The following is an 18,066-nucleotide window of genomic DNA, read 5'->3' as shown; positions in this document are numbered from 1 at the left end:
TGATGGCAGTCAATTCCCGCGATTCTGAGCACCGGCCATCGCCGGATGCTCTGCTGAAGGCAAGCCGGCTGGAGGATGGCAGCCGGGGCCGTCTCAAGATATTTCTTGGGGCGGCTCCGGGCGTTGGCAAGACCTACGAAATGCTGCAGAGCGCGCATGCCAAGCGGAAGGCTGGCGTCGACGTCGTGGTGGGCGTGGTCGAAACGCATGGTCGGCTGGAAACGCAGGCGCTGCTCCATGGCCTGGACGTGCTGCCGCGCAAGGCTCTTGCCTATAAGGGCCAGACGCTCGAGGAAATGGACCTCGACGGATTGCTGGCCCGGCGACCGAAACTCGCCATTGTCGACGAGCTCGCGCATACGAATGCGCCGGGCAGCCGCCATCCTAAACGCTATCTCGATGTCGAGGAGCTGCTGGAGAACGGCATCGACGTCTATACCGCCGTCAACATTCAGCATATCGAAAGCCTGAACGACGTCGTCGCCCAGATCACGCATGTCCGGGTGCGCGAAACCGTCCCCGATTCCATTATCGATCGGGCCGATGACATTGCACTCGTTGATCTGACGCCGGGCGATCTGATCCAGCGTTTGAAAGAAGGAAAGGTCTATGTTCCCGCGCAAGCCGCGCGCGCCCTGGAGCATTATTTTTCTCCCGGCAACCTCACGGCTTTGCGAGAGCTGGCGCTGCGCCGGACCGCTGAGCGCGTCGACGAGCAATTGCTCAATCATATGCAGGCCAACGCCATTCCGGGGCCGTGGGCAGCGGGCGAGCGGATTCTGGTTTGCGTCAGTGAGGACCCGCGTTCCGCCGGTCTTGTGCGCTTCACCAAGCGCCTCGCGGATCGATTGCACGCGCCATGGACAGCCATCTGCATCGAGACGAGACGAAGCCTGCAGCTCACAGATGCCGATCGCAGCCGGATTACCGAAACGATGCGATTGGCTGGCACGCTGGGTGCCGATACTTTGATGATTCCCTCCGTCGAGCGGCGGATCGCGGATGATATCCTTAACTTTGCGCGCATGAACAATGTCACGCAAATCGTCGTCGGGAAGTCGACCCGTTCGTGGTGGTTCGAGCTTCTGAACGGCTCGGTCGTTCACGATCTGGTTCGGCGCGGTGGCAAGATCAGTGTTCATGTCATAGCCGGCGATGACCTTGCGTCGGAAGCAACCCCCGACAAGGGGGTTCAAACGGCAACGTCATCGACGAAGTTTGATCCCATTCCCTTCGGTATGGCTTTACTGTTCGTCGGTGCCGCGCTGGGTGTCGGTAAAGTCATTCATCCCTTGTTCGGCATCGAGAATGTCGATCTTGTTTTCCTGACCGCCGTCGTCAGTGTCGCCGTTCGCTACGGCCTCCTACCGTCGCTGCTGGCCAGCGTAGTGGCGTCGCTTTGCTATAATTTCTTTTTTCTGCCGCCGACCTATACGTTCACCATCGCGGAACCGATTAACGTCGTTGCCTTTCTGTTTTTCATGCTGATTGCGGTCGTCGTTTCCAACGTTGCCGCGCGCGTTCGAACTCAAGCGCTGGTAACCGCGAGCCGCGCTCGAACGACAGAATATCTATACTCATTCAGTCGGAAACTGGCAGGAACGGCGTCGCTCGACGACGTGCTTTGGGTGACGGCCTATCAGACGGCGCTGATGTTGAAAGTGCGCGCAGTGATCCTCCTGCCGGAGCGCGATGGCATTGCGGTGAAAGGCGGGTATCCTCCCGAGGATGAACTCGATCAGGCCGATCTTGCCGCTGCCAATTGGGCATGGACCAACAATCGCCCCGCTGGGCGAGGTTCGGATACTTTGCCGGGTGCCAAGAGATTGTTTCTTCCGATGCGCACCGGGCGTGGTTTGATCGGCATTCTGGGCATTGACGACGATCGCCTCGGGCCGATCCTGGCGCCAGATCAAATGCCGCTTCTCGATGCCTTGATGGATCAGGGCGCGCTGGCCATCGAGCGCGTGCATCTTGTCGAGGCGGTCGATCAGGCCAAACGCACGGCGGAGACGGACAGATTGCGATCGGCACTGCTCACGTCGATTTCCCACGATCTGAAGACGCCTTTGGCTTCGGTGCTCGGCGCCGCAAGCACGTTGCGGGCCTTGTCATCGAAGCTCTCCGATGCGGAAAAAATGGATCTTCTTGGAACGGTCGTCGATGAATCCGAGCGTCTTAATCGCTTCATCGCCAACTTGCTCGATATGACGAAGCTAGAATCGGGCGCCGTCGTTCCCAATGCCGCCTTGCATGATCTCGGCGAAGTTGTCGGAAGTGCGCTGCAGCGCGCCAGCAAAATCCTGGACAATCATAAGATCGTACTGGAGCTTGCGCCGGATCTACCGATGCTTGAACTGGATGCTGTTCTTTTCGAGCAGGTGGTCTTCAATCTGCTCGATAACGCGGCCAAATATGCTCCGGCTGGAAGTACGGTCTCGATCCGCGGCTGGCGCGATCACAAGGTTGTACACCTGCAAATCCTCGATGAAGGCCCCGGCATCTGGCCCGAGGATCTGGAGAGGATATTCGACAAGTTCTATCGGGCGAAGAAAGGCGATCACGTTCGCGCGGGAACGGGGCTTGGACTTGCGATCGCGCGCGGCTTCGTGGAGGCCATGCACGGCTCAATCACCGCCGCCAACCGCTTGGATGGCGCAGGGGCCTCGCTCACGATAACTTTGCCGGTGCCAACGCGCGTGCAAAAATTGGATACGGCTGCATGAGTACGATTCCCATCAAGATCTTGATTGTTGACGACGAGCCGCCGATACGAAAGCTCCTGCGTATGGGGCTGAGCACGCAAGGATATGAGGCGCTTGAGGCCTCAAACGGCAAGATGGCGCTGGAACTTCTGTCTGAGGCGCCGGCGCTGATCATTCTCGATCTCGGTCTTCCCGACATTCAGGGCCATGACCTTCTGAGAATGATACGGGGCCGCAACGAGAGCGTGCCCATCATTGTTCTTTCGAGTCGCGGCGACGAGGCTGGTAAAGTGCAAGCGCTTGATTCCGGCGCGGATGACTATCTCACCAAGCCATTTGGCATGGATGAACTGTTGGCACGCATGCGAGCGGCTCTGCGCCATCAATTGCAGGTTCTCGGCGAGCGACCTGTCTTCGTGAGCGGCGATCTATCGGTCGATCTCGTGCGGCGCATCGTCAAAGTGAGTGGGAAGGAAGTCAAACTGTCGCCGAAGGAATATGAGCTGTTGCGAATTCTGGTTCAGCACGCTGGAAAGGTGTTGACCCATAGATTTTTGCTCGGGCAGCTCTGGGACGAGCTGACCGATGCCCAGTATCTTCGCGTATACGTTCGTCAACTCCGCCAGAAGATCGAAGTGGATCCGGAGCGCCCGCAACTTGTGCTGACCGAGACAGGGATAGGCTATAGATTGCGCGCGCCGGACGAAATAGGTAAATCCACCGGCCTACAGGCCGGTTAGGGAGCGCGGCGCATTCAACGCGGCGCCTTCTTGGAGTGATCATGAACATTTCTGATCTATTGTCGCAAGACAGCGTGCTGATTGACGTTCGATCGTCCAATAAGCGTTCGCTATTGCAGGATCTCGCCGCGAATGCGGCCACGCGGATCGGATTGAAGAGCGAGGACGTCGCGCACAGTCTTCTGAAGCGGGAAGAACTGGGATCGACCGGACTGGGCGGAGGGATTGCCGTTCCACACGCGCGACTGGATGCGCTGGAACGGCCCTGTGGCTTGCTCGCGAAGTTGAAGCAGCCGATTGAATTCGACGCCATAGACGGTCAAGGCGTGGACATCGTTTTCATCCTGCTCCTGCCGTCCAACGTCGAAAACAAACAACTGGGACCGCTTGCTCTGGTGGCGCGGACGCTGCGATCCGCGGATACCGTGAGCAAGATGCGCAAGTCCAAAACTCAGGCCGAACTGTTTGCCACGATTACCGCGCCAGTGCTCTGAGATGAAAAGCGAGTGGTTGTTGAGCGCTTCAGTTTGAAGCCTCGTCGATCGCTTCGTGTTTGCGTGACAACCGCAGCGCCGTTGCTGGGCAGTTGGAGCTCAAGCCGCTATTCGGGCCGTTTCCATAGCGATTTTGATCGCCTCTTCGGCGGGATTTTGCGTTTAGCAAAATCGCGTGCCTTCGGTGGCGTTGCGACACGATGCTCAGCGTTTTCGCAACGAGGCAAGTTTGGTCGTTTCCGCGACCGGGATGGCTAGAAAGTCACTCATCGCGTCGGCCGCCTCATCGGGATTATGGGCAGCGATGACGACTGGCACCCTCGTGGAATTTGGAACGTAAGATGGGAACTGCTCGTCGACGAGAGGGACGCATCGCGGCAAGATTCTTTCGCCGTCTCGCGTTCGCAAGCGATGTAAAAATCGCCATCGCGCAGCGATTAATTTCCATCGTGGAACTTTTGATTCAGGCAACAGTCCACAATGGCTTAATCCGAAAGGGCTACCTCATTTGCGTGGATGGCAATCCCTTTGCTCGCTTAGTTGCGTGATCTTGCAAGCGTAATCTCATTTCCATTCTGGGTTGAGTGGAGCGTGTTGTGTACCTGAACGCAGAGCTCTCCGCGAAGGAGCTGCAAGAAGCTGCACTGAGGATTAAAGCGCTTCGTCGCGCTGCTACGGAGCACGCCGTCGAAATCGGGCAAGAGCTTCTGCGTGTTAAGGAAAAGCTGCCGCATGGCGTTTTCGTCAAATGGGTAGAAAAGGCATGTGAGTTCAAAATCAGAACCGCGCAGGATCTGATGAAACTGGCGCGCGAGGTCGAGTCGGATGCGAAGCTTGTGGCGCTTATGGTGCCGTCGACGCTTCGGGTTTATCTTTCCAAAACGACTCCCCCCGCCGTTCGCAATACCATTTTGAAGCGGCTTGAGAGCGGCGAGCGTGTTTCGCGCAGCGAACTCTATTCGCAAATCTCGGATACAAAGCCGAAAGCCGAGGCGGGCGCGGATCGGCGGCCGGCGCGCAAGGAGCTTTCCTCGTCATTTTTGGCTGGGCCTGAAACTCCAAAGACGGCCGGAAAAAAATCCAACGATGCGGATGGAGACCGAGCTCGCTTGGTCGCCGAACTGATTCTCCAACGGCTCACTCCGAAGGACTATGAGTTCATCATGGAAGGGATGAATTGGGAGGTTTGGAACCGAGCCTTTGTTTGGATGCGGGCAACGCAAATCCTGGATGCTGAACGGCTGGACGTGACCATATCCAAAACTCCGCTAACAGATTCCTCGTGAAGCGTTGGATGTCGCAAAACTATTGAGAATAGAAAGCGCCTTTCAAAAATGCGCGTTCGAGAATTTGGCCGCATAGGATCGGAAATCCAATGTCGTTCCACATAGAAGAACTTCATTTGGAAGCAACTTACGGTCTGCCGAGCCTGAGCCGTCGGTGGAATGTCGTCGCTGCGTGCGTCGCGGCGTCGGTGCTTCTTGGAATGTTCGCCGTTCTGATGAAGCCGGTCAGCTATACGGCTTCGACGCAGCTTTTGATCTATCTCAGGGAAATTCAACCGGGGCCCGACCTTATCGTGTCACCGGGGCGTGCCGATCTCACGCAGGTCGAGAACGAAATCGAAATTATTCGCGCGCGCGGCACACTCTCCAAAGTCGTTCAATCGCTGAATCTGACCCAGGACCGCGAATTTGTGCCCGCGATGACGCTGCTCCAGCGGAGTGTGCAGTGGATCACCGGGTCGCTGCAGGCGTCACTCGATGAAAGTCGAAGGATGCAGGAGGTCGCGGTTGATTCCCTTGCAAGGCATATCACGGTCAAAAGGGTCGGGACGAGCCATACCATTCTGGTCAATGTCACCACCTCGGACCCGAAAAAATCGGAGCGTATTGCAAACGGTATCAGTCAGGTGATGCTTCAAGCGCGGGTCAGCGCGGAGCAGGACGGCAACAGGTCGCCGCTGCAGCGGGAACGACTGCAAGGGCTGGGCCCTAGTGCTTATGTGATGACGCCGGCTCTCGCGCCCGAGAAGCCGAATGGGCCGCGAAATATCCTCATCATCCTGGGCGCTGTGGTCGCGGGGCTTGGGATCGGATCGGTGCTGGCTGTGTTCTTGGATTTCACAGACAAGACCATCCGTTGCTCCGCGCAGGTTGAGCACTTTGGCGTGGACTGCATTGGGGCTATTCCTGTGCTCGACGACAAGCGAGCGGCATTAGCCGGCCGATTTCATTCGGGGAAGCCAGCTGGCCAAAAAGAGTTCTTGCCGGATGCGTTGCTGAACCAGACGCTTCTTCGAGCCGCTGTTGCAATTGAAAGCGCGCGGGCGCGTATCGTCGGCATTGCATCATCGATCGCGGGTGAGGGGGCCTCGACCGTGGCGAGCCATCTTGCGCGAATGGCCGCTTGTAGTCGGAAGAAAGTGTTGTTCGTCGAGACTGGTCCGGGCGGTACACCTCGTTTCTTCTCAGTATCGGGATCACCGACGACGGCTGGGCGCGTCGATATGCAAGAGCTATCGGCCGGTGCCATCGGTAATCTTGCACCACCCGCTGCCTATAACGGAGACCAAGCCCGGAATTGGACTGCGTATTGCGCTCCGGAATTCTTGGCCGATTACGATTTGATCGTGGTCAATCTTCCGCCGCTCGAACGGGGCGCTGAATTCCGGATGGCCACGCAGAATCTCGATGGCGTCCTCTTGGTCGTTAAGTGGGGAAGCACGCACATCGAGCAGATCGAGCGCGCCTTTACTGTATCGCGCGCCGTACCGTCGGATTTTATCGGGGCGGTCCTGAACATGGTCGATCGTCGGATGATTGGCCAATTTGGAGACAAGCTCTGGGAAGCGGAAGCCGCACTGGTTTACCGACGACGCTCATTCAGCCGTGGAAAGCCCATCGAAGCCTCATGACGCGGAAAGGTATTACGATGAACCTGAATCGTTCATGGACAAAGGCCGCCGGATCGATCGCCCTGGTTCTATGCCTGTTTCAGGGCGGAGCGGTTCGTGCGATGTCCGACTATGTCGTTCGTGCCGACGACAAACTCAAGATCAAAATCTTTCAATATCCCGAGTTGAGCGGGGAGCACACTGTCCGCGCCAACGGAACGATTTCCATCGCGCCGATCGGGGAGATTGCGGTCGACGGCCTCTCGACGGAAGAGATCGCGAACCGGATTTCCGAGCGCTTCGTGCGCGCGGGCATTTCAGATAAGCCCGGTACGTCGGTCGAAGTTCTTGAAACACGGCCGGTATATGTCCTGGGCGACGTGCAGAAGCCGGGCGAGTACCGTTTCCGTCCGGGGATGACTATTCTGCAGGTCGTCAGTCTGGCCGGTGGATGGCTGCGGTTCAACGATCCCGGCTTGATGCGGCTTGATCGCGACAGCATCAATATCACAGGCGAGATGCAGACTCTCGTCAGACGATATAATCAGTTGATGGCCCGCCGCGCTCGTCTCAACGCCGAACTGACGATGGCAAGCGACATCCAGTTTCCAGCCGATCTCGTCAGGCAGTCGCAGAACGACGGCGAACTGCAACAGCTGATCCTTGAAGAGCGTTCGCTGCTGAACATTCACGTGGAGGCATTGAAAACCCAGATCGACAGTTTGCAGCAGAATCGCGCGCTGTATGAGCGCGAGATCGAGGCGATCTCGCGTCAGATTCAGGCCAATAAAGCTCAATCGGCCAGTGTCGAAAGGGAACTCACCGAGGTTCGCGATCTGGTGAAGCGCGGTCTGTCGACCATACCTCGTCTGTCGGGCCTTGAACGAATGCTAGCGCAGCTTGAGATGAACGAGCAGGGATTCCAGACGCTCATTTTGCGGTCGCGCCAAAGCATTACGCAGGCCGATCAGAAAATATTCGATCTGAAGAGCGAGCGGAATGCCTCTTTGACCGCTGAGGTTCAGAAGGTTCGCATGGACCTCGATGACGTTGGCGTCAAATACGAGACCAATCGGCATCTTCTTTTCGAAGCCAAAGTTACGGTTCCCACGCTCGTTGGAAACACTGACGGCGCCATCGAAACACGCAGCCTGACGGTCGTGCGGGTTCAGGATGGAAAGGCCCGGACGTTCGATGCTGAAGAGCACACAGAAATTCTGCCGGGAGACGTCATCAGGGTCCAGAGAAGCATTCTTCCGTCAGCCCTGAATGTTCGCGCCTTCTCGGGCCTCAATCCTATTCTGCCGACTGGAATCCAAAAATAGTGAGGCCGATGCTTGGCCTGGGCATCAAAGCATTCCAACTCAAGTGAGGTTGTTACGTGCTGGGGGAGATCGGAGATGACTGTATGCGACAATGGCTCTGAAAAAGAGAAGATCGGCACCGTATCCATTCAACAGCAAATCTTGGGGTTTGAGCCGCAATTGCGTGCTTATGCGATGTCTCTCAGCCGAAGCGCGGACAAGTCCGATGATCTCGTGCAAGAAACCATGTTGCGCGCAATCAGCAAGATTGAGACTTTCCGACCGGGCACGAATCTTGGAGCCTGGCTGACGACAATCCTGCGAAATTGCTATCTTTCGGATCTTCGCCGTCGCCGCAATGAGGTGGAAGACGCGGATGGCTGCTATTCCGAATCGTTGCGCGCGGCACCGGAGCAAGAAGCCGTCCTTGAATACAAAGAATTCTGGACGGCTTTGCGGGAGATTCCGTTCGATCAACGCGAGGCGCTTCTGTTGGTGGGCGCGGCGGGGCTCTCCTATGAAGATACGGCCATGCTTTGTCGAACGACGACCGGAACGATCAAGAGCCGGATCAACAGAGCGCGCCAGCGGCTTGCTGCATTGCTTGCCATCGAGAATGCTGCCGAGATCGGGGTTGACAGTCGTATCCGGGCCGTCATGGCGGCCGACCAAAGCTTCGTTTCGGCGCGCCGTTTCTTTTGAGCATGGGCGGCGAAGCGGCTAGCGTTCACGCAAGCTATTATGGTGATAACGGGCAAGTGGCGAGAGCAGATAGCTAATGATCCGCCGCTTGCCGGTTTTGATCTCCGCCGTAACAGCCATGCCGGGTGAGAGATTGAGCTGCTTATCCTCGATATCCAGTTGCGTGCGATTGAGAGAAATGCGCGCGGAATAGAGAAGCTCCTGACCGCGAGGCTCGCTGCTGCCGCCATCTGCGCCGGAAGCCTTATCGTTCGTATCAAATGTCTTATTGCGCGCGATCGCATCCTGCGAAACGCTCAGAATGCTTCCTTGAAGCAGGCCGTAGCGCGTGAAATTGAACGTATCGATTTTGATCGCTGCCTCCTGGCCGGCATTTACGAAGCCGATGTCCTTGTTGGAGACCATTGCCTCGATCTCCAGTCGGCCTTCCGTCGGCACGATATACATGAGCGTCTGCGCCGGTGTGACGACGCCGCCAATCGTATGGATCGCGAGCTGCTGAACCATGCCATCGACGGGAGCCGTCAGCCTTTGCAGGTTTCTGCGCAGCTCGGTCTTGATGACATCCCTCTTGAGCCCGGCCATCTTCTGCTGAGCCTTGCTCAGTTCGTCGAACAAGGCCCGATCGTACTCAGCTACGGTTTTCGCGCGCGTCTCCTTCAATGCAGCCACCGCGGCGTTGGCTTCGACGCCGCGCCGCTCTTGAACGAGAATGTCCTGGCGCTGCCCGACGAGATCCTGCAGCTCGGACAAATAGGTGATCTTGGATCCGAGGCCTTTCTGGAAAAGCTGCTCGCGTATGTCGACCCGTTGCTGGAGAGGCACAATGGTCGATTTGAGCTTCTCGACAGAAGCCATAGTGGTGTCGTAAGCGGCGACACTTTGGGCCAATTGACTGTCGATGGCCGCGAGTTTGGCCTTTTGTTCGCTGCTTTGGCTGATGAGAAGGCCGCGGTAAACTTCGACCAGTTCGCTCGGTGCGCCGGCGGGCGGCGTAAACGCCGGAAGCGGGTTGTCCTTGTTGGAAATCGCCGCCTGCAGCCTTGCGATGTCGAGGCGCGCGGCCATCAAGTCGTTCTGCTGGTTTCTGAATTCGGCATCCGTTGCGGTCGTATCGAGTTCCACCAGGATATCGCCGGCCTTGACGCTTTGGCCGTCTCGGACCTGAATGGCACGTACGACGCCGGTCTCAAAAGGCTGGATCGTTTTGGTCCGATCGCTCGGAACGATTCTTCCAGGAGCGATGGCAACGATGTCTACCGTGCCGATACAGGCCCAGATCAACGCAATGGCGAAGATGGAAATGACGCTCCAGCCGATGGTGCGTCCCAAAGGCGAGGGAGGGGTTTCGACGATTTCGAGCGCTGCCGGCAGAAATGCCAGTTCCTGGGATCGCCGCCGCTTTTCATCGACGGCTCGTGCCAGAACCGCCCGTTGCAGGCCTTGCGAGCGAACGGCGAGGCTGGTGACGGTGGCGCGGGCATTTGTCCCCCATCGTGGAGCTATTTTGAGGGTGCGACGGAGCGGCCTTGCAATGGCATTGTCGAAACGTCCTATGAGCTTGGCGATTTTGGATGGTTCGGCCAGAAAAAGACGCCCGCTCCATTGAGTTTCGAATTCCGCCCGCGTCATCAGGATCGGCTGCTCGATGTTTGCGACTATAACAACCGCTTTTTCACGATTGGCCTTGCCGAGCAGGAGGAAGCTGCCGTCGCGCAATCCGGCAACGCAAGGGAGCGGCAGATCCGCCAGTTGATCCCAGTCGGCCGAAATAGAGCGGCCCCAGAAGCCATATAGGCGGGCAGCTTGTGCCATGGCGGTGAGATCGAACGCGTCGTCGTCGACCTGACGACGCAAATCTTTCGTCGTGATGGTTGCGCCGCGCAGTCGTAACAGCATCGCCAGAGCGACAAGCCCGGATTGGGCTTTAGTGGATGGGTTCATCGTCTTGGCCACGTCGCGGCTCTTGCTCTCCAAGGAGCCATCGCGCTGCAGGGCGTCCATTGCTAAGGAATGAGCGGTCATCTGATCGTGTCCCGATGAAGTTCGCGGCTGCGCATTCGGGATGCCGCCAGTGCCTGGTTTGCTGCGAGCGTCGCCAGCGGCGAGGGCTCCGGCGGTTCGGATGGATCAACCGTCTGGTCTGCCGCCGGCACGTCCTGGATGTCCGGCGATCCAAACTGCAATGCGTACAGCGAGGCATAGCGACCGCCGGTCCGGATCAGCTTCTCGTGCGTGCCGTCTTCGATCAGTCGACCGTCCTCGATCGTGACGAGGCGATCGGCCATCCGCAAGGTGGAAAGGCGATGCGCGATGATGAGCACAGTCCGAGAGCGGGCGATTTGTGCCATGTTCTGCTGAATGATGTGTTCGCTATCGTAGTCCAATGCGCTCGTTGCCTCATCGAAGATCAGGATGCGAGGATTGGTGGCCAGCGCGCGGGCGATGGCGATACGCTGCCGCTGCCCGCCCGATAGACTGCCGCCGCGCTCGCCGACAATCGTGTCGTAACCTTCAGGCAGTTTGAGAATGAAATCATGCGCGCCGGCAAGTGTCGCGGCCGCAATCACATCTTCAACAGGAAGTGCGGGATCGGCCAAGGCGATATTGTCGCGAATGGAGCGGTTGAACAGAACGGAATCTTGAAGGACAACACCGATCTGACGGCGCAGCCAAGATGGATCGATCTGGGCGACATCCACGCCGTCGACGAGAACCCGGCCGCTTTCCGGCACGTAGAGCCGTTGGACCAGCTTAGCCAGCGTACTTTTGCCGGATCCGGATGGTCCCACGATGCCAATCATTTGGCCGGCTGGAATATTCAGGCTGACGTCGTGAAGAATCTCCGGGCCGTCGACCCTGTAACGGAAAGTAACGTGCTCGAAGGCGATATCGCCGCGGATCTCGGGTAGGGACGTCCGGCTTGTGCTGTAAATCGGCTCGGGCGTGGTGTTGAGAATGTCGCCCAGGCGGGCGATCGATAGCCGGGTCTGATGGAAATCCTGCCAGATTTGCGCGAGCCGCAGCACAGGACCACTGACACGGCCGGCGAGCAGGTTGAAGGCTACGAGTTCGCCCACCGAAAGCTGGCCATCGATGACGAGTTTCGCGCCCACGTACAAGAGCGCGACCGTCACCAGCTTGCTGATGAGTTGAACGGTCTGGCTTGCGACATTGCCTAAATTCAGGACGCGGAAACTCGCCGCGACATAGGCGGCCAGTTGTTCTTCCCAACGCTGCTGCATCAGGGGTTCGACGGCCATGGCCTTGAGCGTTTCAGCCGCCGTTACGCTCTCGACCAGAAAGGCCTGATTTTCCGCGCCGCGGGCGAATTTTTCGTCAAGATATTTGCGGAACAGCGGTGTCGCGCAGGCGGATATGGCGACATAGAGAGGCAGCGACGCGAGGACGATCCAGGTCAAGAGCGGGGAATAGAAAAACAGCGCGATTATGAAGACGACCGTGAAAAACAGATCGATGACGAGCGTCAGTCCAGAACTGGTGAGAAAGTTGCGAATATTCTCGAGTTCTCGCACGCGCGCGACGGAATCACCGACGCGTCGTGCCTGGAAATAGCTGATCGGCAACGCCAACAAATGGCGAAAGAGGCGCGCGCCCAATTCCACGTCGATCCGATTCGTGGTGTGCGAGAACAGATAGGTTCGCAGTGCGCCGAGGATGACTTCAAACAAGGCAATGGCTATGAGCCCGACGGCCAGAACGTCCAATGTGCTCATGCTGTGATGCACGAGCACCTTGTCGATCACAACTTGGAAGAAGAGCGGCGAGGCGAGGCCAAAGAGCTGAAGAAAGAACGACGCGACGAGAACTTCGCCCAAGAGCCAGCGATATTTGTGGATAGCGCCCATAAACCAAGTGATGTCAAAACGGCGACTTAGATCGGTTAATGTCGCTCGTCTGGTCATCAGGACCAGCCGGCCGTCCCAGGCCGCTTCCAATTCCGCTCGTGACATCATGCTTGGTCGGGGAGCATGCGGCGATTGGACAAGGATTCTGTCTTCGCCGCAGCGCCCCAGCAGAAGAAAGCTGCCGTCGCGCATGGCGGCGATCACCGGCAAGGGGGTGCGGGCCAGCCGCTCCCAGTTCGTCGTAATCGTCCGCGCTTTGAGGCCGAGACTTTTAGCGCACCTGATCATTTCCACGACGCCGATGGATCGACCGGGAAATTGATGTTGGATTTGCTCTGGAGAAATGGCGACACCCTGACTGCGCAGGATGAACATGAGCGCGGTCAAGCCGGCGTCGGGTAATCGATTGTTGTTGTCGTCGTGTTCTTTCAAACGTCACGTCCCGGGTCGTCGATAGTAAGGTGCGTGCGCGCGGGAAGCTGGTCTCGCGCGCACGACATGGCGAGTATTTTAGGCCCGGCGTAAAGCCAGGCTGTTATACATTTACCTGCCCAATGATTTTGCCAGCGTCTGCGTCGTATCGCCGAACCACTGCTGCGCCGAAGCTCCGGCAAATGTTGCTGCCGTCGTGGCGAAGCTCGATGCCGCATATTGGCTCAAGAGAGCGAGCTGTGGCATCACCGATCCGGTGGTTTGCGGCGAGCTCGCTCCCGCGCCTTGAGAACCGGAATAGCCGAGCGTCATTTGGCCGCCGAGTGCGTCTATGGTGCTGCGCGTTTGGGCATTGAGATCAAAGCTCGGCGTTGTTGGTGTATTTGAGGGCACACTAGCGGTAGACGCATCTGCCTGGAGTGTCGCGGGCGCCGCGAGATCGGCTATAGATGAGTTGACCGTGGCCGTCCGTTGATTGGACGATCCCGTGCGGATCGCCAGCGTTCCGGCGGGCTGATGCGGCGCACCGGACAGATTGACGGCATTGCCGTCTCGATCCGTAACGCCGCTCAGATTGTATCCGGAAACTTCCAGATCGGACGCCCGATCACCAGCCGCCACTTTATAGTCGAACTGTAGCGTGTTGGTCCCTGAGCCACTGACGTATTTAGCGGTGCCATTGCTGTTCAGGGACAAGCTCGGCGTTCCGTTGACGGTTACGGCTTCATTGAAGTTGACCGACAGTCGAACGGTGCCGCCTGTGCCCACGACGCCAGTGCCATTGCGGATGCCCGATCCGGTGGCGGAAATCCATTGGATCTTCGGCGCATTCGGATCGACGAATGACTTGGTGTCGACAACCAGCGTGCCTGCGGGCTGCAGCGGAGCCCCCGCGATGTTGACCGCGTTGCCAGCCTGGTCTGCGATACCGGACAGATTGTATCCGCTAATCGCCAGATCGGCCGTGTTCTGACCGGCGGCGACCTTATAATCGAACTGCAGGACATCTGTGCCGGAGCCGCTGACATATTTGGCGATACCGTTGTCGTTCAGCGACAAAGTCGGCGTGCCGGTCACGTTCACCGCTTCGCTCATTTTAAGTGTCAGGCGAACAGTGTCGCCGACCCCAACAGTGCCATTGCCGTTCGTGACGCCGGGGCCATTGGCAGCCACCCACTGCACGATAGGAGCGGTCGTATCCGTGACGACCTTGGTATCGACAACCAGCGTGCCTGCCGGTTGCAACGGAGCCCCAGAAGTGTTGACCGCGTTGCCAGCTGTATCCGTGATACCGGATAGGTTGTATCCGCTAATCGCAAGATCGGCGGTGTTCTGACCGGCGGCGACCTTGTAGTCGAACTGGAGGACATCGGTGCCGGAGCCGCTGACGTATTTGGCGATACCGTTATCGTTCAGCGACAAAGTCGGCGTGCCGGTCACGTTCACCGCTTCGCTCATTTTGAGTGTCAGGCGAACAGTGTCGCCGACCCCAACGGTGCCGCTCCCATTCGTGATTCCAGGGCCGTTTGTCGCAACCCATTGCACGATTGGGGCGGTCGTATCCGTCGCCGACGGGTTGCCTGTCGAAGGTGCGGTGCCGCCGCCGGTGTCACCCGAGCTGCCCGAGCCTGACGAGCTCTGTCCGCTCACGCCGGCAAGCAAAGGCGTAATCTTCCCCATGTCGTGCCATAACGCGGTCATCGTCGCATCGTCGAAATCATTGGATTGCGCACGAATAGTCGTCGTACCGCCGGCGACGTCGACGACATAGGCGCCGTACTTCTGCATGGCTGTAAAAACTTCCTGACCGAGCGGTGAAAGCCCGGCCGGCATCGGCGTGCCCTTGGGAATCGCAAGCAGTTGTCCTTCCTTGACGATGCCGCTTGCGCTGCTGCCGTCGCTGGCGATGGCGCTGCCAACGGCTCCGGGAAGGACGAGCTTGGAATCAACGACAAGCTGCAGCGCGTGATCGATCGATCCATCGGCCGTTTCCGCTTTGACGAGAAGTCCACCAAGCTGGCTGGAGCCAGCGGCCGTGATGCCGGCACTCAGAAATGGCGATTTGCTGCCCCATCCATCGCCGGTGACGACATTCTCGGCTCCGAATGAAGCCGCCGTTCCTGTCGAAGTGCTTGTTCTTTTGAACTGCCAGAAATTATACGCGACATCGCCATCGATGACGATCAGTTCGCCATCGGTGCCTGCGGCACCGTTCGCCGCGGCTGGCATGTGAACGCTGATGGTGCCGCCGGGATAACCCCATCCCGGAGGATATGTGACCTGAACGAGGGGATCAGAGGGAGACGCGACATAGACCGCGGGTGAATAGCTGTCCCATGCGACGCTGTAGTTATAGCCGGTGGAAGCGGGCCAATTGAGTTTTGTAAATGTCGCGCTGTCCGAGACAGGTGTATTCCAACTAGAAGACGCAGAAAATGGCGGCGTTCCAAGTGAGACCATAATTATAAACCCCGTTTGGTTCTATGCGAGGGAATGCGGTGAGCGAGATTTGATCGGGATGAATCAAGTCGCAGACCTATGCAGAGATCGGCGAGTATCAACGCTTACTGCACGCTTTGAGAGCGAGGGACACAACGTCATGCGATCGATGTATCGACTCTGGTCACGACGGTGGAGGCACATCGTGATGAGAATGTGGCGCGAGCGCGAATTTGTTTGAAGCGAAGATAGAAGTGCACATGCGTCGCAACATACAATGATGTTTACGAAATTGCAGGCACGCTGAGGTTGTAGTTTCTATCGATGATCTTGATGCAAACGATTTACGTCAGAACAACTAGACGGCGAAATCTGATCGTTGCGCACGCGTTGAAGCGAAGGCGATACACGCGCTAGATCTCGTTGCAGTGCCGATATCGTTGGCTGGTCGTATGCATTCGCCTGAGCCCGCAGATGCGTCACGTTTTCAGCTATATCGACTACATAGGCGCCATATCTCTGGTATGCGCGAAAGACTTTCTGTCCTAGAGGCGACAGTCCTGTTGGCATCGTCTCTTGAGCGGGGATGGCAAGTCGCTGTCCTTCCTGGATCATGCCGTTCGAGTTTCGACCATCTCCATTGATCGCTTCGTCGCTGTGGCCCGGTTTCGCAAAACGTGCGTCAATCGAGATTTGCAACGCGTGCGCGATTTCTCCTCGATTCGTCTCGGCCTCAACCAACAAGCCGGCGAGCTGGCTTGAGCCGGTCGCCACAATGCCCGCGCCGACAAATGGCGATGGGCATCCCCAACCGCTGCCGGTGATGACATTCGTTGTGGCGTAGGATTGCGCCGTCGCGGTTTCCGCATCCAGTCGCCTGAACTGCCAGAAGTTGTGAACGGCATCGCCGTCTATCACCAGCAATTCGCCGTCGGTCCCTGGGGCTCCGTCGGCGTTGATGGGGATGCGGATCTTGAGAATATTGGCGGGCCGCCCCCAGCTCGTGGGATGTTCGACGGATACGATCGGATCTGAATCGGAGGCCACGTAAACAGCCGGAGAGTAGCTGCTCCAAGCCACGCCAAAGCGGGCCGTGGAAGGCCAATCGAGCGGTTCAAGGATTGCGTTCGGTGGGATCGGCGTGTTCCAGGACGAGCTGGGCGCGAACGGTCGCTCGCCGAGAACGAAAGTATCGTGGAGAGGATGCGAAGCATCGCTCGCCATAGCGGATGGTTGTCCCACGGACGTGGCAATCGCAAGCGCCAGGGCGGGCAGCGGCAGCGCGCGTGTCGTCCTCATCGTTCTGTCCGAACCCAGGCGACCTGCCGGTTGACAAGGAAGCGGATGTACGAGGGAATTCGGCGCAGACAATAGGCCGGGCCTGCCGCCAGCTCATGCAACGAAATGATCTCTTTCCCGAAGCGCCACCACGCTCCGGCGATCGCGCTCGTAAACAAGGCCAGCGCGCCTGCGGAAACCAGTAGCGGGCTCGTGATATCGGTTAGCACAAACCAGATCAGGCTCGCTCCGAAGGTCAAGATGAGCACCATGGCGAAAAGGGCGAGCGGCGGAACACAGAGGTCGAGCGCGAACGCGAGGCGTTGCAGGCTTCGCTTGGAAAGCGCGTGGCCGACAAGCGGAAGAAAGAACTCCCCGATGATCGCGAGGTGCCCATGCTCCCAGCGGGTTCGCTGCTCGCGCTTTCCTGTTTCGCCTTTTGGCAGCCGGCTGAGAATGCGCGCGTTCGGGCAGAAAAGCGGTGATTTGTCCGCGAGCGCCAGCTCGGCTCCGAGTTTCTGATCTTCCGCGAGATGGCCCGTGGCGAGATCAAACTGGCGGACTATGTCGAAAGGCAGGGCCATGCCGGAGCCCATCAACTGGCACGGCCATCCAAGATGCAGCGAGCCCAGCGGCCGCACGAAGGTTTTAACCGTCCATGCCAGCCGAGACATCTTGTCGGCGGGGCTCGGCGCTTCGGGCGCCTGCATCGCATAGTGTGCTTGGACCGGATGGCCCGTCGTGATGCAGTGCTGGACCAGAATCTCCAGTGCGCCGGGCATGACTTCGCAATCCGCATCGATGATGACGACGATCTGTGGTGGATTGGATTGGAGACTCCGTGCGCCGAACGCCAGCGCATAGCCCTTACCCACCTGGCTCATGTCCTGACGTATGACCACCGCCGCTCCAGCTTCCGATGCAACCCGCGCTGTGTCGTCGGAGCAATTGTCGGCGATCACGAGCAACTGGCCGGTCGGCGGCAATTGAGAGGTGATCGAGGCGATGACGCGCGCGATGATCGTCTCCTCGTTGTGAGCGGGCATGAGGATAGCGAAGCGCGGGCAGGATGCGGATGCGACCGACGCGGACCGCCTGATCGGGAGGAGAGCCGCGCCGATCTGCAGGGTGAGAAAGACCGCAGGAATCATGGTCAGAAAACCAAGGATCAGCAGCGTAAAAGTGATTGCGCCAATCATGGGCGTTC

General features: G+C 58.3%; 12 protein-coding genes. 7 read left to right on the top strand and 5 right to left on the bottom strand.

Annotated elements, in window-relative coordinates:
• Positions 1-2: 2 nt before the first annotated feature.
• The 7 genes from OIM99_RS23555 (at position 3) to OIM99_RS23525 (ending at position 8,841) form a co-directional block, all read left to right on the top strand.
• A complete protein-coding gene (locus OIM99_RS23555; protein WP_311852922.1) occupies positions 3-2,726 on the top strand; it encodes a sensor histidine kinase KdpD in 2,724 nt (907 codons plus the stop codon).
• A complete protein-coding gene (locus tag OIM99_RS23550) occupies positions 2,723-3,445 on the top strand; it encodes a response regulator transcription factor (RefSeq protein WP_311852921.1) in 723 nt (240 codons plus the stop codon). The genes OIM99_RS23555 and OIM99_RS23550 overlap by 4 nt, the downstream gene beginning before the upstream one ends.
• Positions 3,446-3,486: 41 nt before the next feature.
• Positions 3,487-3,939 (top strand): PTS sugar transporter subunit IIA, encoded by a 453-nt coding sequence (locus tag OIM99_RS23545; RefSeq protein ID WP_311852920.1) that lies wholly within the window; start codon positions 3,487-3,489, stop codon positions 3,937-3,939.
• Positions 3,940-4,535: 596 nt separating this feature from the next.
• Positions 4,536-5,225, top strand: a complete 690-nt coding sequence (locus tag OIM99_RS23540; protein ID WP_311852919.1) for a DUF3102 domain-containing protein — start codon at positions 4,536-4,538, stop codon at positions 5,223-5,225.
• Between the two features lie 89 nt (positions 5,226-5,314).
• Positions 5,315-6,856, top strand: a complete 1,542-nt coding sequence (locus OIM99_RS23535) for a Wzz/FepE/Etk N-terminal domain-containing protein (RefSeq protein WP_311852918.1) — start codon at positions 5,315-5,317, stop codon at positions 6,854-6,856.
• A 17-nt stretch (positions 6,857-6,873) separates the two neighbouring features.
• Positions 6,874-8,160 carry a polysaccharide biosynthesis/export family protein gene (locus OIM99_RS23530; RefSeq protein WP_311852917.1) on the top strand — a complete coding sequence of 429 codons (1,287 nt, stop codon included), beginning with the start codon at positions 6,874-6,876 and terminating at the stop codon, positions 8,158-8,160.
• A 75-nt stretch (positions 8,161-8,235) separates the two neighbouring features.
• Positions 8,236-8,841 (top strand): sigma-70 family RNA polymerase sigma factor, encoded by a 606-nt coding sequence (locus tag OIM99_RS23525; protein WP_311852916.1) that lies wholly within the window; start codon positions 8,236-8,238, stop codon positions 8,839-8,841.
• Between the two features lie 18 nt (positions 8,842-8,859).
• On the opposite strand, the gene OIM99_RS23520 is transcribed toward OIM99_RS23525, so the two are convergent.
• The 5 genes from OIM99_RS23520 to OIM99_RS23500 all read right to left on the bottom strand — a co-directional run bounded on the left by OIM99_RS23520 (position 8,860) and on the right by OIM99_RS23500 (position 18,058).
• Positions 8,860-10,866, bottom strand: a complete 2,007-nt coding sequence (locus OIM99_RS23520) for an HlyD family type I secretion periplasmic adaptor subunit (RefSeq protein ID WP_311852915.1) — start codon at positions 10,864-10,866, stop codon at positions 8,860-8,862.
• On the bottom strand, positions 10,863-13,142 hold the full coding sequence (locus OIM99_RS23515; RefSeq protein WP_311852914.1) for a type I secretion system permease/ATPase: 2,280 nt from the start codon (positions 13,140-13,142) through the stop codon (positions 10,863-10,865). The genes OIM99_RS23520 and OIM99_RS23515 overlap by 4 nt, the downstream gene beginning before the upstream one ends.
• 111 nt (positions 13,143-13,253) lie before the next feature.
• Entirely contained in the window at positions 13,254-15,371 is a 2,118-nt protein-coding gene (locus OIM99_RS23510; protein WP_311852913.1) for a hypothetical protein, read from the bottom strand.
• 528 nt (positions 15,372-15,899) lie between these two features.
• Positions 15,900-16,880, bottom strand: coding sequence for a hypothetical protein (locus OIM99_RS23505; protein ID WP_311852912.1), 981 nt, complete (start codon positions 16,878-16,880; stop codon positions 15,900-15,902).
• Positions 16,877-18,058: a glycosyltransferase family 2 protein gene (locus OIM99_RS23500; protein ID WP_311852911.1), complete on the bottom strand. Its 1,182-nt coding sequence runs from the start codon at positions 18,056-18,058 to the stop codon at positions 16,877-16,879. The genes OIM99_RS23505 and OIM99_RS23500 overlap by 4 nt, the downstream gene beginning before the upstream one ends.
• Positions 18,059-18,066 lie beyond the last annotated feature (8 nt).

The organism is Methylocella sp. CPCC 101449 (assembly GCF_031921685.1).
GTDB lineage: Bacteria > Pseudomonadota > Alphaproteobacteria > Rhizobiales > Beijerinckiaceae > Terripilifer.
The sequence above is the reverse complement of the archived record's forward strand: the minus strand, read 5'-3'. Positions and strand labels throughout refer to the sequence as shown.

Coding starts and splice junctions, on each gene's coding strand:
- OIM99_RS23535 (WP_311852918.1), top strand. CDS start 5,315: ATGTCGTTCCACATAGAAGAACTTCATTTGGAAGCAACTTACGGTCTG.
- OIM99_RS23555 (WP_311852922.1), top strand. CDS start 3: ATGGCAGTCAATTCCCGCGATTCTGAGCACCGGCCATCGCCGGATGCT.
- OIM99_RS23505 (WP_311852912.1), bottom strand. CDS start 16,880: ATGAGGACGACACGCGCGCTGCCGCTGCCCGCCCTGGCGCTTGCGATT.
- OIM99_RS23520 (WP_311852915.1), bottom strand. CDS start 10,866: ATGACCGCTCATTCCTTAGCAATGGACGCCCTGCAGCGCGATGGCTCC.
- OIM99_RS23545 (WP_311852920.1), top strand. CDS start 3,487: ATGAACATTTCTGATCTATTGTCGCAAGACAGCGTGCTGATTGACGTT.
- OIM99_RS23500 (WP_311852911.1), bottom strand. CDS start 18,058: ATGATTGGCGCAATCACTTTTACGCTGCTGATCCTTGGTTTTCTGACC.
- OIM99_RS23550 (WP_311852921.1), top strand. CDS start 2,723: ATGAGTACGATTCCCATCAAGATCTTGATTGTTGACGACGAGCCGCCG.
- OIM99_RS23530 (WP_311852917.1), top strand. CDS start 6,874: ATGAACCTGAATCGTTCATGGACAAAGGCCGCCGGATCGATCGCCCTG.
- OIM99_RS23525 (WP_311852916.1), top strand. CDS start 8,236: ATGACTGTATGCGACAATGGCTCTGAAAAAGAGAAGATCGGCACCGTA.
- OIM99_RS23510 (WP_311852913.1), bottom strand. CDS start 15,371: ATGCCAGCCGCGGCGAACGGTGCCGCAGGCACCGATGGCGAACTGATC.